This window comes from Micromonospora sp. NPDC047762 (assembly GCF_043204655.1).
In the GTDB taxonomy this organism is placed as follows: Bacteria; Actinomycetota; Actinomycetes; order Mycobacteriales; family Micromonosporaceae; genus Micromonospora.
Window position 1 is genome coordinate 869,094 of sequence record NZ_JBIDCQ010000002.1, and the last position, 13,753, is coordinate 882,846.

At 70.7% G+C, this 13,753-nt stretch carries 15 protein-coding genes; 7 read left to right on the forward strand and 8 right to left on the reverse strand.

Annotated features, from left to right (window positions below; all coding sequences use genetic code 11):
* Nucleotides 1–113 precede the first annotated feature (113 nt).
* The 3 genes from ACGF3C_RS09595 to ACGF3C_RS09605 all read left to right on the forward strand — a co-directional run bounded on the left by ACGF3C_RS09595 (nt 114) and on the right by ACGF3C_RS09605 (nt 2,715).
* Nucleotides 114–407: a DUF6412 domain-containing protein gene (locus tag ACGF3C_RS09595; RefSeq protein ID WP_393220370.1), complete on the forward strand. Its 294-nt coding sequence runs from the start codon at nt 114–116 to the stop codon at nt 405–407.
* 100 nt (nt 408–507) lie between these two features.
* Nucleotides 508–1,263 carry a YidC/Oxa1 family membrane protein insertase gene (locus tag ACGF3C_RS09600; RefSeq protein ID WP_393220373.1) on the forward strand — a complete coding sequence of 252 codons (756 nt, stop codon included), beginning with the start codon at nt 508–510 and terminating at the stop codon, nt 1,261–1,263.
* Between the two features lie 63 nt (nt 1,264–1,326).
* A complete protein-coding gene (locus ACGF3C_RS09605) occupies nt 1,327–2,715 on the forward strand; it encodes a cellulose binding domain-containing protein (RefSeq protein WP_357228246.1) in 1,389 nt (462 codons plus the stop codon).
* Between the two features lie 40 nt (nt 2,716–2,755).
* Here ACGF3C_RS09605 and ACGF3C_RS09610 read toward each other — a convergent pair whose 3' ends face one another.
* Together ACGF3C_RS09610 and ACGF3C_RS09615 are read right to left on the reverse strand one after the other, a co-directional pair.
* Nucleotides 2,756–3,427: a DedA family protein gene (locus ACGF3C_RS09610; protein ID WP_357228250.1), complete on the reverse strand. Its 672-nt coding sequence runs from the start codon at nt 3,425–3,427 to the stop codon at nt 2,756–2,758.
* A gap of 57 nt (nt 3,428–3,484) precedes the next feature.
* Nucleotides 3,485–4,099 carry a DUF1349 domain-containing protein gene (locus ACGF3C_RS09615; protein ID WP_357228253.1) on the reverse strand — a complete coding sequence of 205 codons (615 nt, stop codon included), beginning with the start codon at nt 4,097–4,099 and terminating at the stop codon, nt 3,485–3,487.
* A gap of 80 nt (nt 4,100–4,179) precedes the next feature.
* Between ACGF3C_RS09615 and ACGF3C_RS09620 the strand changes: the two genes are divergently transcribed.
* Nucleotides 4,180–5,832, forward strand: coding sequence for an alpha-amylase family protein (locus ACGF3C_RS09620; protein WP_357228261.1), 1,653 nt, complete (start codon nt 4,180–4,182; stop codon nt 5,830–5,832).
* 43 nt (nt 5,833–5,875) lie between these two features.
* A complete protein-coding gene (gene fabG / locus ACGF3C_RS09625; protein WP_393220378.1) occupies nt 5,876–6,634 on the forward strand; it encodes a 3-oxoacyl-ACP reductase FabG in 759 nt (252 codons plus the stop codon).
* 55 nt (nt 6,635–6,689) lie between these two features.
* Here the strand turns inward: fabG and ACGF3C_RS09630 are convergent, their stop codons facing one another.
* From ACGF3C_RS09630 to ACGF3C_RS09640, 3 genes are all read right to left on the reverse strand, one after another.
* Nucleotides 6,690–7,106: a hypothetical protein gene (locus ACGF3C_RS09630; protein ID WP_355008104.1), complete on the reverse strand. Its 417-nt coding sequence runs from the start codon at nt 7,104–7,106 to the stop codon at nt 6,690–6,692.
* A complete protein-coding gene (locus ACGF3C_RS09635) occupies nt 7,099–7,491 on the reverse strand; it encodes a hypothetical protein (RefSeq protein ID WP_357235322.1) in 393 nt (130 codons plus the stop codon). Before ACGF3C_RS09635 ends, ACGF3C_RS09630 begins: the two co-directional genes overlap by 8 nt.
* A gap of 129 nt (nt 7,492–7,620) precedes the next feature.
* Nucleotides 7,621–7,983 carry a cupin domain-containing protein gene (locus ACGF3C_RS09640; RefSeq protein ID WP_393220382.1) on the reverse strand — a complete coding sequence of 121 codons (363 nt, stop codon included), beginning with the start codon at nt 7,981–7,983 and terminating at the stop codon, nt 7,621–7,623.
* Nucleotides 7,984–8,231: 248 nt separating this feature from the next.
* Between ACGF3C_RS09640 and ACGF3C_RS09645 the strand changes: the two genes are divergently transcribed.
* Nucleotides 8,232–9,134: a Gfo/Idh/MocA family oxidoreductase gene (locus ACGF3C_RS09645; protein WP_357225253.1), complete on the forward strand. Its 903-nt coding sequence runs from the start codon at nt 8,232–8,234 to the stop codon at nt 9,132–9,134.
* A gap of 134 nt (nt 9,135–9,268) precedes the next feature.
* On the opposite strand, the gene ACGF3C_RS09650 is transcribed toward ACGF3C_RS09645, so the two are convergent.
* Entirely contained in the window at nt 9,269–9,460 is a 192-nt protein-coding gene (locus ACGF3C_RS09650; RefSeq protein ID WP_393220385.1) for a DUF2795 domain-containing protein, read from the reverse strand.
* A gap of 128 nt (nt 9,461–9,588) precedes the next feature.
* On the opposite strand from ACGF3C_RS09650, the gene ACGF3C_RS09655 reads away from it, so the two are divergent.
* A complete protein-coding gene (locus ACGF3C_RS09655; protein ID WP_393220388.1) occupies nt 9,589–10,845 on the forward strand; it encodes an erythromycin esterase family protein in 1,257 nt (418 codons plus the stop codon).
* A gap of 103 nt (nt 10,846–10,948) precedes the next feature.
* Here the strand turns inward: ACGF3C_RS09655 and ACGF3C_RS09660 are convergent, their stop codons facing one another.
* Together ACGF3C_RS09660 and ACGF3C_RS09665 are read right to left on the reverse strand one after the other, a co-directional pair.
* Nucleotides 10,949–13,150 carry an MMPL family transporter gene (locus ACGF3C_RS09660; protein WP_393220391.1) on the reverse strand — a complete coding sequence of 734 codons (2,202 nt, stop codon included), beginning with the start codon at nt 13,148–13,150 and terminating at the stop codon, nt 10,949–10,951.
* A complete protein-coding gene (locus tag ACGF3C_RS09665) occupies nt 13,150–13,737 on the reverse strand; it encodes a TetR/AcrR family transcriptional regulator (RefSeq protein WP_357225207.1) in 588 nt (195 codons plus the stop codon). The genes ACGF3C_RS09660 and ACGF3C_RS09665 overlap by 1 nt, the downstream gene beginning before the upstream one ends.
* Between the last annotated feature and the right edge of the window lie 16 nt (nt 13,738–13,753).

The window sequence follows — 13,753 nt, forward strand, 5'->3', positions numbered from 1 at the left end:
CGCTTGGTTACCCAACGTGGCGATGCCGGGAAACGTGGCGGCGGTACGTCGTCCTCGAAGGCGGGCCGCCGGATTCGGCCGGGTGACGAGACAGCGGGTCCTATGCTGAGCCCGTGCCGGTGCTGTTGGGCTGTGTCGGGGTCGCGTGGATGTCCGCGTTCGCCCAGCTCACCCTGCTCGCGGGCCGCCCTGCCGACCTGCTGGCGGGCGCCGCGCTGACCGCCCTGGTGCTGCTCGCGGTGGTGCTCGCGGCCCGGGTGCGCGACCGGGCGGGCGCGCCCGGTGCCGGGCCGCGGTCGGCCGGCCTGCGGGCCCGCTCCCGCAGTCGCCGAATGCCCCGCCAGATCGACCCGGATGCGGCAGGTCGACCTCGTCCCCGTGCTCCGGGGCACCCCTCGGCCGCGTAGCGCCTCGCCGCCGCGCGGCCGATCCCGCCGTCACCGGCCCCCTGCTGGGCGGACGCCGCCCGGGGGAGGGCCTCACCGGAATCGGACCGAGGGGTTTCCCATGCTTGCCTTCGCACCACTGCACGACGCTGTCGCCGCTGCCGGCAGCGCGCTGAGCTGGCTCACCGAGCTGCTCGAACCACTGGCCGGCGGCGGAGCGACAGCCGCCGCCATCGTGCTCCTCACCATCGCCGTCCGCCTGCTGATCTCGCCGCTGACCATCGCGCAGGTCCGCGGTGAGCGGCGCCGTGCGGCGCTCGCCCCGCAGGTGCGTGAGCTTCAGCAGCGGTACGCGGACGACCCGGCGACGCTTCAGCGCGAAGTTTTCACGTTGTACCGCGAGGCCGGCGCGAACCCGGTCGCCGGCTGCCTGCCGCTGCTCATCCAGGCGCCGTTCCTGCTGGTGCTGTACCGCTTGTTCACCACCAGCGAGGGCGGCACCGGGCTGCTGGACGAGCGGTTGGCCGGCGTGCCGCTGGGTCACCATCTCAGCGACGGGCTGGCCGGTGCTGCCGGACCGCTGTTCGGCGTACTGCTGGTGGTGTTGCTGGCGGTGGCCTGGTGGTCGTCGCGGCGGGCCCGGCGGGCGTCGGCGGCGGTGGGCACGGTGGCCGGTACGCCGACCGAGGGGCCGGGGGCGGCCACGCTCGGCCGGCTGCTGCCCCTGCTGCCGTTCACGACGGTGCTGGTGGCGCTGGTGCTGCCGCTCGCCGCGGTGATCTACCTGGTCACCACGAGCGTGTGGTCGGCAGTTGAGCAGGCGGTGCTCCGCCGCCCGCAGGCCTCTCCGACGGGTGCTCTGGACAGAAACAGTTAACTGTCTTAATAATTAGCGGCAACGTTGACGTCCATAAATGCCCGTCCGGGCCCGGAGGGTCGCATGAAACGCTCCAGATCCCTTGTCCTGTCCCTCGTCGCCGCCCTCGCGGCCACCCTCGGCGCGGCCTGGGTGGCGCTGCCCGCGTACGCCGCCGGCGCCACCGCCAGCTTCGTCAAGACCGCCGACTGGGGCTCCGGCTGGGAGGGGAAGTACACGATCACCAACGGCGGCAGCTCGACCATCAACGGCTGGAACCTGACCTTCGACCTGCCGTCCGGCACCACCCTCGGCAGCTACTGGGACGCGTTGCTCAGCTCCACCGGCCAGCGGCACACCTTCACCAACAGGTCCTGGAACGGCACCGTCGCCCCGGGCGCGTCGGTCTCCTTCGGCTTCCTGGCCAGTGGCTCCGGTTCGCCGAATGGCTGCCAGCTCAACGGCGTGTCCTGCGGCGGCGGCACCCCACCCACCACGCCCCCACCCACGACCACGCCTCCGCCGACGACGCCCCCGCCGACCACCCCACCGCCGACCGACCCACCCGCCGGTGGGTTGCCCAAGCACCTGCTCACCGGGTACTGGCACAACTTCGACAACCCCGCCGTCGAGCTGCGGCTGCGCGACGTCCCCACCGAGTACGACCTGGTGGCGGTCGCCTTCGCCGAGGCCACCTCGACGCCCGGCGCGCTCACCTTCGGCGTCGACCCGGGACTGGCCGCCTCGCTCGGCGGCTACACCGACGCGGACTTCACCGCTGACGTCCGCACCCTGCACAGCCGGGGCAAGCGGGTGATCCTCTCCGTGGGCGGCGAGACCGGCCGGGTCACGGTGAACAATGCCGCCTCGGCCACCGTGTTCGCCGACACGGCCGCCGCGCTGATCGCCAGGTACGGCTTCGACGGGATCGACATCGACCTGGAGAACGGACTCAACCCGACGTACATGGCACAGGCGCTGCGCGCCCTGCGGGCCAAGATCGGATCGGGCCTGATCATCGCGATGGCGCCGCAGACCATCGACATGCAGAACCCGGCCGGCGGCTACTTCAAGCTGGCGCTCGACATCAAGGACATCCTCACCGTCGTCAACACCCAGTACTACAACTCCGGCGCGATGCTCGGCTGCGACCAGAACGCCGCGTACGGCCAGGGCACCGTCAACTTCATCGTCGCGTTGGCCTGCATCCAGTTGGAGGCCGGGCTCCGCCCCGACCAGGTCGGCCTCGGTCTGCCCGCCGGAGCTGGGGCGGCCGGCGGCGGCATCGTCGCGCCCAGCGTGGTCAACGCCGCCCTGGACTGCCTGGCCCGGGGCACCAACTGCGGCAGCTTCCGCCCGCCGCGCACCTACCCGGGCATCCGGGGCGCGATGACCTGGTCGGTGAACTGGGACGTCAGCAACGGAAACGGCTTCGCCAACACTGTGGGACCGCACCTGGACAGCCTGCCCTGACCACCCCGCTGGCCTTCCGAAACGCCAGCGGCACAGCGGATCAGCGACCGGCGGTCACCGACCGCCGGTCGTCGCGCTCCCGACGCTTGCGGACCTTACGGATCACCCAACTGACCACCATCACGACGAAGACCGCGACGATCGCGTAGTTGAACCAGTCGCTGTAACGTGCCACGTCCTGCCAGCGGCTCCCCAGCGCGTAACCGGCCCCCACGATGAGACCGTTCCACACGCCGCTGCCGATCGTGGTGAGCAGGATGAACTCACCCATCGGCATCCGGTTGGCCCCGGCCGGCACGGAGACCAGGCTGCGGACCACCGGCACCACCCGGCCGATCAGCACCGCCCACCGGCCGTGCCGCTCGAACCACTTGTCGGCCCGTTCCAGGTCGTCGCTGTCCACCAGGGGAATGTGGTCCAACCAGCGCTTGAGTCGTTCCTCGCCGAGCGCCGCGCCGAGCCAGTAGAGCACCAACGCGCCGACAAGCGAACCGACTGTCGCGGCCAGCACCACGACGAAGACGTTGAACTTGCCCTCGTGCGCGAGGAAACCGGCGAGCGCCAGCACGATCTCACTGGGAATCGGCGGAACGATGCTCTCCAGCGCCACCAGCAGCGCCACCCCGACCGGGCCCATCACCTCGATCACCGAGGCCACCCAACCGGTCAACCCAGTGAATTCGGACGGATCGCCAGTCTGGGCGTACGCCATCGTCGTCCTTCCGGTCGGCTGTCGGGGATCGGAGGGTCATACCCACCCGGGCCCGATTCACACCTCCGGGTGCAGCGCGGTGTCCGCCGGACCCTGCCGCCAACCGGTGAACACCACTGTCAGACCGGCGCGCGACGGCGCGCAGCAGAACGGGCCGGCCAGGGCCTCCGCCGTCGGGTCCAACGGAGCGAGCCGGACCAGTCTCCACGGTTCGTCGTCGACCCGGGCGCGAACGGTCACCGCGTCACCCGCCCGGCTGACCCGGACCGTCACCTCCCGGCCCGCCCACTCCGGCACGGGCGCCACCGACCAGTCGGAGAACTCCCGGGTCACCACAGCGCCGAGCTGCGCCTCGCCGTCGCTCACCTCGACGCCGGCCTTGGTCCAGGTCCGCTCGTCGACGCGGACGAACGCGCCGGCCTGGTCGAACTGCGCCGAGAAGTCGAGCCGGAAGCTCACCTCCATCGCGGTGCCGACCGGCAGCGGCGCCAGCAGGGCCGGGCCGTCGTCGTGCACGAAGCCGTAACTGGTCCGCCGCCAGAAGTCGCTCTCCGCGGCCGGCTCGACGACCAGTTCGCCGACCGGGCCCTCCTCGACGCGTACCGGCGGGTGCAGCCAGCTGCCCCGGGACCAGTCCAACAACTCGCTCGGCGGCACGAGGTCGTTCTCCATGACGGGCACGGTAACCCACGGCGGTCGACGGTCAGCCCGGCTGGTTTGCCGCAATGATCAACTGGAGAGATTTCTTCGGCATGGGTGACCGTTGGTATTCCGAAGCCGTCGTCTACTGCCTCGACATCGACACGTACGCCGACTCCGACGGCGACGGGGTCGGTGACATCCGTGGCCTGATCGGGAGGCTGGACTACCTGGCCCGCCTCGGCGTGACCTGTCTGTGGCTGCACCCGATCCACCCGTCACCCAACCGCGACGACGGCTACGACGTCACCGACTTCTACAACGTGGACCCGCGCTTCGGCACCCTGGGCGACTTCGCCGAGCTGCTGCACCAGGCGCAGAACCGGGGCATCCGCGTGATCATCGACCTGGTGGTCAACCACACCTCCGACGAGCACCCGTGGTTCCAGTCCGCCCGCTCCTCGCCGGACTCGCCGTACCGGGACTGGTTCCTCTGGTCCGACACCGAGCCGGCCGACCGGCACCAGGGCATGGTCTTCCCCGGCGAGCAGAAGGAGACCTGGAGCTACGACCGCACCGCCAAGGCGTGGTTCTACCACCGGTTCTACAAGTTCCAGCCGGATCTCAACTTCGCCAACCCGGAGGTCCGGGCCGAAGTCAAGAAGATCATGTCGTTCTGGCTCCAGCTCGGCGTCTCCGGCTTCCGGATGGACGCGGTGCCGTTCATCATCGAGCTGACCGAGCCGGGCAACCCGAACTCCCCGAAGGACTTCGAGTTCCTCACCGAGATGCGCCAACACGTCCAGTGGCGCCGCGGCGACGCCGTCCTGCTGGCCGAGGCGAACGTCGAGCCGGACCAACTGCCGACGTTCTTCGGCGACGCCAGCGGTTCCGGCAACCGGATCCACATGCTCTTCGACTTCATGCTCAACGGGCGACTCATGCTCGCCCTCGCCCGCGAGGACCCGGAGTCGCTGATCGAGGCGCTGCGCGACACCCCGAAGCTGCCGGTCGGCGGGCAGTGGGCCACCTTCCTGCGTAACCACGACGAGATCGACCTGTCCCGGCTGACCACCGAACAACGCAACCAGGTGTACGCGAAGTTCGGCCCGGACGAGAACATGCGCATCTACGACCGGGGCATCCGTCGCAGGCTCGCCCCGATGCTCGGCAACGACCGGCGGCACCTCGAACTGGCGTACGCCCTCCAGTTCTCGATGCGCGGCACGCCGGTGCTGCGCTACGGCGAGGAGATCGGGATGGGCGAGGACCTGTCGCTGCCCGGTCGAGAGGCGATCCGTACGCCGATGCAGTGGTCGTACCAGCCGAATGCGGGCTTCTCCACTGCGGACCCGGAGAAGCTGGTCCGTCCGGTGATCGACAAGGGTGAGTTCGGCTATCAGAGCGTCAACGTCACGGCCCAGCGCGGCGACGCCAAGTCGCTGCTCGCCTGGTTCGAGCGGATGATCCGTACGCTGCGGGAGGCCCCGGAGATCGGGTCCGGCTCGACGACCCACATCGACGTGGCGATGCCGGCCGGAGTGCTCGCGCACCGGGCCGACGGGCCGACCGGAACGATGGTCTTCGTGCACAACCTCGGCACCGACGACGTCGAGGTGGACCTCAGCAGCCTCGAGCCGGAGGCCGACCTGCCCATCGACGTGCTCGCCGACCGTGGTTACGGAGAGTTGGGCAAGCTCGGCGCGGTCAAGGTCTCCGGCCACGGATACCGGTGGATTCGCCTATGCCGAGGGTCGGCCTGTTGAGGTTAAGCTCCTCCGATCGACCCCAAGTTACCGGGAGGTAATCATGTCGGAGGAGTCCCGCGTCGCCATCGTCACCGGAGCCGCACGCGGCATCGGCGCGGCCACCGCCCGACGGCTGGCCGCCGACGGAATGGCCGTCGCCGTGGTCGACATCGAGGAGGCGGCCACCAAGGAGACGGTGGACGCCATCGCCGGGGCCGGCGGCCGGGCGCTCGGGGTGGGCGCCGACGTGTCCGACCGCGACCAGGTCGAGGCGGCGGTGAGCCGCGTCGCCGCCGAGCTGGGCGCGCCCACGGTGTTGGTCAACAACGCCGGTGTGCTCCGCGACAACCTGCTGTTCAAGATGACCAGTGCCGACTGGGACACGGTGATGGGGGTGCACCTGCGCGGCGCGTTCCTGTTCAGCCAGGCCGCCCAGAAGCACATGGTGGACCGGAAGTGGGGGCGGATCGTCAACCTCTCCAGCACCTCAGCGCTGGGCAACCGGGGCCAGGCGAACTACGCCGCCGCCAAGGCCGGTCTGCAGGGCTTCACCAAGACGCTCGCCATCGAGCTGGGTCCGTTCGGGGTGACGGTGAACGCCGTCGCACCCGGCTTCATCGTCACCGACATGACAGCGGCCACCGCCGCCCGGATGAAGGTCGACTTCGACGACTTCCAGAAGCACGCCGCCGCCGAGATCCCGGTCCGCCGCCCTGGCCGCCCGGAGGACGTCGCGCACACCATCTCGTTCCTGGCGAGCGAGGGCGCCGGCTTCGTGTCCGGCCAGGTCATCTACGTCGCGGGCGGCCCACGGGACTGACCCGTACTCCCGACGAGGGCGCTCCGGCAGACAAGCCGGCGCCCTCGTCGCCGGGTCAGGCGGGTGCGCGGCGGGTGCGCCAGAGCCAGATCAGGCCGAGCACCGGCAGCACCAGCGGGATGTAGCCGTACCCGCTGCCGAACTGCGACCAGACCGTCTCGTCCGGGAAGAGATCCTTGTCGACCAGGCTCAGGATGCCGACCGCGACCACCCCGACCAGCTCCACCGAGCAGCACGCCAGCGCGACCCGACGACCGGTGTGCCCGGCTCGGGCCAACCCCACCGCCGCAACGATGTAGATGAGCGCGGCCACCCCGGAGAGCAGGTACGCCACCGGCGCCTCGTCGAACTTGGTGGCGATCTGCAAACCTGCCCGACTCGTCGCCGCGATAGCGAAGAGCAGGTAGACGGCGATCAGCAGCCGCCCCGGGCCGGAGTTCGTGCGCTGCCGAGCCGATCCTGTCTCAACCACCGAGCACCTCCCAGGTCTGCTGCAACCGGACCACCACCACCGGGGCCACCAGGCAGACCGCGCACACGATCGCCGAGCCCCAGCGGGTCGGTTCCATCCGGGCCAGCACCCAGGCCAGTGGCGGCAGACATACCAGCGTGACCAGGTAGCCGAAGAAGGCGCCGGGCTCGCCAGGCCGATCCCCGCCGCCGACCGCGACGAGCGCCAGCACGCTCAACACCAGCAACGCCACTTCGAGTACGGCCAGACCGACGAACTGCACCCGGTCCGGCGGCCGGTGGCGTAGCGCAGCCACCAGCGCCCACACCGCCACGAGCAGCGACAGCACGATCGGCACTGCCGCGACGATCCCGTCCACCGGCGAATCGGCGCCCACGCTGGTCACCGGCACCACCCGGTCGTTGCCTCGGTCACCGGCACAGCCTACTAACCGTCGTAGTAAAGGGGTGCCCTGCCTCTCCGCGTGTGACGCGCGCCCGTCGAGGGGTCCGCGGCCCCCGGTGCCCACTGGGCGTCAGTCGCCTGCTTGCAGCCAGTAGACGGAGACGGCGAGGAGCGGGTCCGGTCCGTCGTTCCGGATCTGATGCGGCACCCTGCTGTCGAACGCCGCGACGTCGCCGGCCCGCAGGACACGCGCCTGGTCGGCGAACGTCAGGGTTCCGGTCCCGGACACGATGATCCACACCTCACGGGAGCGGTGGACATCCAGGTCGTTGGCGGTGTTCGGGGCCACCGACCAGCGCGCGACCTCGAACGGGGCGGGCGCTGTCGACGGGAACGGCAGCAGCGCGCGGTGCACCGGGCCGCCCTCGGTGAAGTCGTACCAGTGTTCAAAAGCCACGACACCGCTGGTGATCGCTGAATCCGAGCTCCGCATGCCGTCGAGACTGCCCCGCCGTACCTGGTGTGTCTGGCGGTGATCGGACCTGACGCTGCCGACAGCGGCGGGCGGTGCCAGCGGACCGCTGTTCACCGACAGCCGGGCGGGTAGCTCGACCACCGACCCGGAAATGCAAGGTGAGCTGCTTCGATTGGTCGAACCCGCCGCCGTTCCGGCCGCCCGGGCGACTAGCGTGGATCACGTCCGTGGCGTTGTCGCGGTGCGGGGAAACAGCGGAGGTACACGTGCTGCGGTTCGGCTTGTTCGGCACCGGTCACTGGGCGATCGAGACGCACGGGAAGGCGCTGCACGCCCATCCCGACGCGGAGCTGGTCGGTGTGTGGGGTCGCAACCCGGAGCGGGCCTCCGCGCTGGCCGAGCGGTACGGGGTGCCCGCCTACGCCGACGTCGACGCGCTGATCGAGCAGTGCGAGGCGATCGCCGTCGCCCTGCCGCCGGACATCCAGGCCGACATCGCGGTCCGGGCGGCCCGCGCCGGTCGGCACCTGCTGCTGGACAAGCCGCTGGCGCTCAGCGTGGATGACGCCGACCGGGTCGTGGCCGCCGCCGAGGAGTCCGGGGTCGCCTCGGTCGTCTTCTTCACCCAGCGGTTCCAGCCCAACGTGACAGCGTTCCTCGCCGCCACCGCCGCCGCCGGGGGCTGGCAGCACGGCCGGACCACCGCGTTCGCCTCGATCTTCCAGGACGGCAGCCCGTACGGCGGCTCGTTGTGGCGTCGGGAGCACGGTGCGCTCTGGGACATCGCCCCGCACGCGCTCTCGATCCTCCTGCCGGTGCTGGGCCGGGTGACGCAGGTGGCGGCGATGGACGGACCGAACGGGATGGTGCATCTGCTGCTCACCCACGAGGGCGGTGCCACGAGCAGCGCCTCGCTCTCCCTGGACGCCCCGACCGAGTCGATGGCCCGGGAGTTCGTGTTCTACGGCGAGAACGGCATCGAGAACGTCCCGTTCGGCGAGAACGACGCCGCCACGGCGTTCGGCGTCGCCATCGACCAACTCGTCGAGCAGGTGCGGGCGGGTACCCGGGACCACCGCTGTGACGTCCGCTTCGGCCGCGAGGTCGTCGCCATCCTCGCCGCCGCCGAAACCGCCCGAACCGAATCCCGCACCATCCCCCTCCCCTAACAAACCCCACCCCACCCCACGCACCTGCCCGTCGCCCCGGTGATCATGAAGTTAGCGGCGCGACACGCCGTGGTGGATGGCAATAACCTCATGATCACCGGGGCGGGGCGGGGCGGGGCGGGGCGGGGCTGGGTTTAGGTGGGGGTGGTTAGGGCGGCGTTCAGCTCGTCCGGATTGTTGAACTGCTCGGGTGTTAGGGCCTGGAGCATCTGCAACATTGCCGTGCTGGCCCCGTTCTCCTGACCCCAGCGGATCAGGTCCTCCCGGGAGACCGGGTAGTCGAGCCCGGCCAAATACTCCTGCAACTGAACCCCGGTGACGGTCATGTCGGCCGGCTACCCGCTCGCGGTGGTCGTACACCGGCTTGGTCGGAGCCCACGACGGCCCGGCGGCCGGCGTGTCGGCCCGCGACGCGCGCACGGTTTGCCGCAGCGGCGGTCGGGTAGCCGCTGGCATGCTGGTTCAGCGGCTCGGCGCGCCGAGCGATTTCGACCCGTTGCTGGAGCGCGTTCGCAACGCCCGGGTGGTGATGATCGGCGAGTCCACCCACGGCAGTTACGACTACTACCGGTTGCGCGAGCAGCTCACCCGCCGGTTGATCGCGGAGTGTGGTTTCTCCTTCGTCGCGGTGGAGGGTGACTGGCCCGACTGCGATCGGGTGCACCGGTCGGTGACGGCCGCGCCGGGTGGCGCGCTCGAACCGCAGCTCGCACTCGACCAGTTTGAGCGATGGCCGACCTGGATGTGGGCCAATGCCGAGGTGGCCCGGTTCGCCAGCTGGCTGCGGGCCTGGAACCTGGAGCTGCCGGAGGAGCAACGGGCCGGGTTCCACGGCCTCGACGTGTACAGCCTCTGGGAGTCGATGCAGGCGATCTTCGACTACCTGGGGGAGGAGGACCCGAAGTCGCTGGAGGCGGCGCAGGACGCCTACCGGTGTTTCGAGCCGTACGGCAAGAGGGTCGAGGAGTACGGCGCGGCCAGCCGCTTCGTCTCCGCCCGGTGCGAGGAGGAGGTCGTCCGCCTGCTCGCCCGGACCCGTGAACACGCCCTCTCCGACGGCCCGGACCGCTTCTCGGCCTGGCAGAACGCGGAGGTGGTGGCCGGCGCCGAGCGCTACTACCGGGCGATGGTGGCCGGCGGGCCGGACTCGTGGAACATCCGCGACACCCACATGCAGGACACCCTGGACCGGCTGTTGGACCGGTACGGCCCGGACGCCCGGGGCGTCGTCTGGGCGCACAACACGCACGTCGGAGATGCGCGGGCCACCGACATGGCCGCCGACGGGATGGTCAACATTGGTCAGTTGGCCCGGGAGCGGCACGGCGAGGACGCGGTGGCCCTGGTCGGCTTCGGCAGCTACCGGGGCACAGTGATCGCCGCACCCCGCTGGGGTTCGCCGCCCGAGGCGATGGTGGTGCCCCCGGCTCGGGAGGGCTCGGTCGAGCGGCGGTTGCACGAGCTGATGCCGGAGCGGGCGGTGCTGATCTTCGGCGGCGACGATCAGCCGGGCTGGGTCACCGAAACCGTTGACCACCGGGCGATCGGGGTCGTCTACGACCCGTCGTTCGAGTCCTGGGGCAACTACGTGCCCACCCGGCTCGGCGACCGGTACGACGCCTTCATCTGGTGCGACGACACCACGGCCCTGCACCCGCTACCGGTGCCAGCGGCCCCTGGCGAGATGGAAACGTACCCAGCAGGAGTCTGACCCGCGCCCGCTGGCGTCGATCATGGAGTTGTGGTGCTGGACGAAGGCCCCTGATCGGGGCACGACGGGCACCACAACTCCATGATCGACCGGGGTGGTGCGGTCAGACGTGCGTGGGGGTGCGGTCTTCCAGGTGGGTGCGCAGGCCTTCGCCTTCGATGTCCACGTTGGGCAGGGCCCGGTTGAGCCAGCGGGGGAGCCACCAGGCGCGGTCGCCGAGCAGGGACATGACCGCCGGGACGATGGTCATCCGTACCACGAACGCGTCGATGGCCACGCCGATGGCGAGCGCGAAGCCCATCGACTTGATGATCGGGTCTTCGAGGAACACGAAGCCGCCGAAGACCGACATCATGATCAGCGCGGCAGCGGTGACCACCCGGGCACCGTGGCCCATGCCGCTGATCGTGGCCTCACGCGCGGTGTCGCCGTGCACGAAGTCCTCCCGCATCCGGGAGACCAGGAACACCTCGTAGTCCATGGCCAGCCCGAACAGGATGCCGATCAGCAGGATGGGCAGGAAGCTGACCAGCGGGGCCGGGGTGTCCAGGCCGACCAGGTCGGCGAGGTGGCCCTGCTGGAAGATCGCCACCGTGATGCCGAACGTGGCGGCCACGGTGAGCAGGAAGCCCAGCGCCGCCTTGAGCGGCACCAGCAGCGAGCGGAAAACCAGCATCAGCAGGAGCACCGAGAGCCCGACGACCAGCAGCAGGTAGATCGGCAGTGCGTCGGAGAGCTTCTCCGAGACGTCGATACCGATGGCGGTGGCGCCGGTGAGCAGCACCTCGGCGCCCTGCACCCCGCCGACCGCGTCGCGGACGTCGTGCACCAGGGTCTCGGTGGCCTCGTCGGTCGGGCCGGTCTTCGGTACCACACCGAGCAGGGCGGTCCGGCCGTCCGGGCTCAGCTGCGGCGGTGCCACCGCGAGGACGTTCTCGGTGCGCTGGATCATCGCGGTCACCTGCGGCACCGCGGCTGCGGTCGCCTGCGCGTCGTCGCCCGCCACGACCACCGCGAGCCGGCCGGTGAAGCCCGGACCGAAGCCCTCGGTGGTCAGGTCGCTCGCCACCCGGGCCGGGGAGCCCTCCGTCGCCGTACTGGCGTCCGGCAGGGCCAGTCGCATGTCCGGCGTGGGCAGCGCGAGCAGCCCCAGGCCGAGCAGCGCGACCAGGATGACCGGCACCCGGAAGCGGGTGACGAAGCGTGCCCAGCGGAAGCCGAACCCGGAGCGGTCCTCGACCGGCAGCGTCTCTTGGCCCACCGGCTCGCCCGGCGCGGCCGATTCGACAGTGGCGCGCAGCTTGCGCGGGAGCACCCGGTGGCCGGCGAAGCCGAGCAGTGCGGGCTGGAGGGTGATCGCCACGAGTACAGCGATGGTGACAGTGGCGGCGGCGGCGAGACCCATCACGGTGAGGAACGGGATGTTCACCACGGCCAGGCCGGCGAGGGCGATGACCACCGTGGCGCCCGCGAAGACCACCGCGGAACCGGCGGTGCCCACCGCACGGCCGACCGCCTCCTCCGGGGACAGGCCCTCGAGCAGGTTCTGTCGGTGCCGGGAGGTGATGAACAACGAGTAGTCGATGCCGACGGCGAGGCCGAGCATCAGCGCCAGGATCGGCGCGGTGCTGGTCAACTCGATGACGCCGCTCAGCGCGAACAGACCGGCCATGCCGACACCCACGCCGATCAGCGCGTTGAGCATGGTCATTCCGGCGGCGACCAGTGAACCGAACGTGATGATCAGGACGATCGCGGCGACCAGTACGCCGAGCGCCTCGGTGGAGCCGATCTCCGGCTCACCACCCAGCACCTCGCCACCCGGGGCGACCTGCCAACCCTTCGCCTCAACGGCGGCACCGACCTCCTCGTACGCGGTGCGCTGCTCGTCGGTCACCTCGTCGCCGCCGGTGGCGAACTGAACCTGGACCAGCGCGTACCGGCCGTTGGGCGAGACCGCGCCGACCTGGAACGGGTTGACCGCGCCGACCACGCCGGGCAGCGTCGAGGCCTCCTGGACCAGCTCCTGCACCACGGCCTGGCCCTCGGGAGTGGCCAGTTGGCCGTCGGCGGGCGCCTTGACCGCGATGGTGCCGGTGGCGCCGCTGGCCGTGGGGAACTGGTCGGCCAGCAGGTCGAGCGCGCGCTGGCTCTCGGTGCCGGGCATTGTGAAGTTGCTCGCCGTCGGGCCGCGCAGGGTCGCCGCGGCGAGGCCGGCGACGACGAGTACGACTAGCCAGAGCGCGACGACGAGCCGTCGCCGGCGCAACGCGCCCCGGCCGAGCCGGTAGAGCAGGGTGGCCATCAGGAGTCCTTGTCCTCGGTCGTGGGTGAATGGGGCACTGGTACGTCGACGGGTTCGACGGCCCGCCGGGCGAGAGTGAGCAGGGCGAGGCGCAGTTCGTCGTCGGGGATGTCGGCGAACTCGGCGCACGCCTCGGAGATGCCGGCGAGCAGCACCAGCGCGGCGATCCGGGCGCCTGGCCGGTCGGAGTGCCCGGCGAGGGCGTCCCGCAGCCGGTCGGAGATTTCCTGGATGTGCGCGAAGGCGGGCTGGCACAGCAGTTCCGGGAACTCGCCGCGCAGTACGGCGATCTCCTGTCGGAACCGCACCGCGAGGTCGACGAAGCCGCGTGCGGCGACCTCCTGGGCGGCAGCCCCGGTCAGGCCGTTGAGCTGGTCGTCGAGGCTGCGAAGCACCTCGATCGCGGGTGCCATCAGTTCGGCGAGCAGGGCTTCCTTGTTGGCGAAGTGGTAGAGCACGGTGGCCTTGGAGCAGCCGACCTCCCGGGCGATGTCCTGCAGGGAGGTGCCCCGGTAGCCGGTCACCGTGAACTGCCGCGCCGCCGCGGCGAGGATCTCGCCGTGCGTGTCGGGTACCGCTCTGCCCATGCCCGGTCCACCTCCC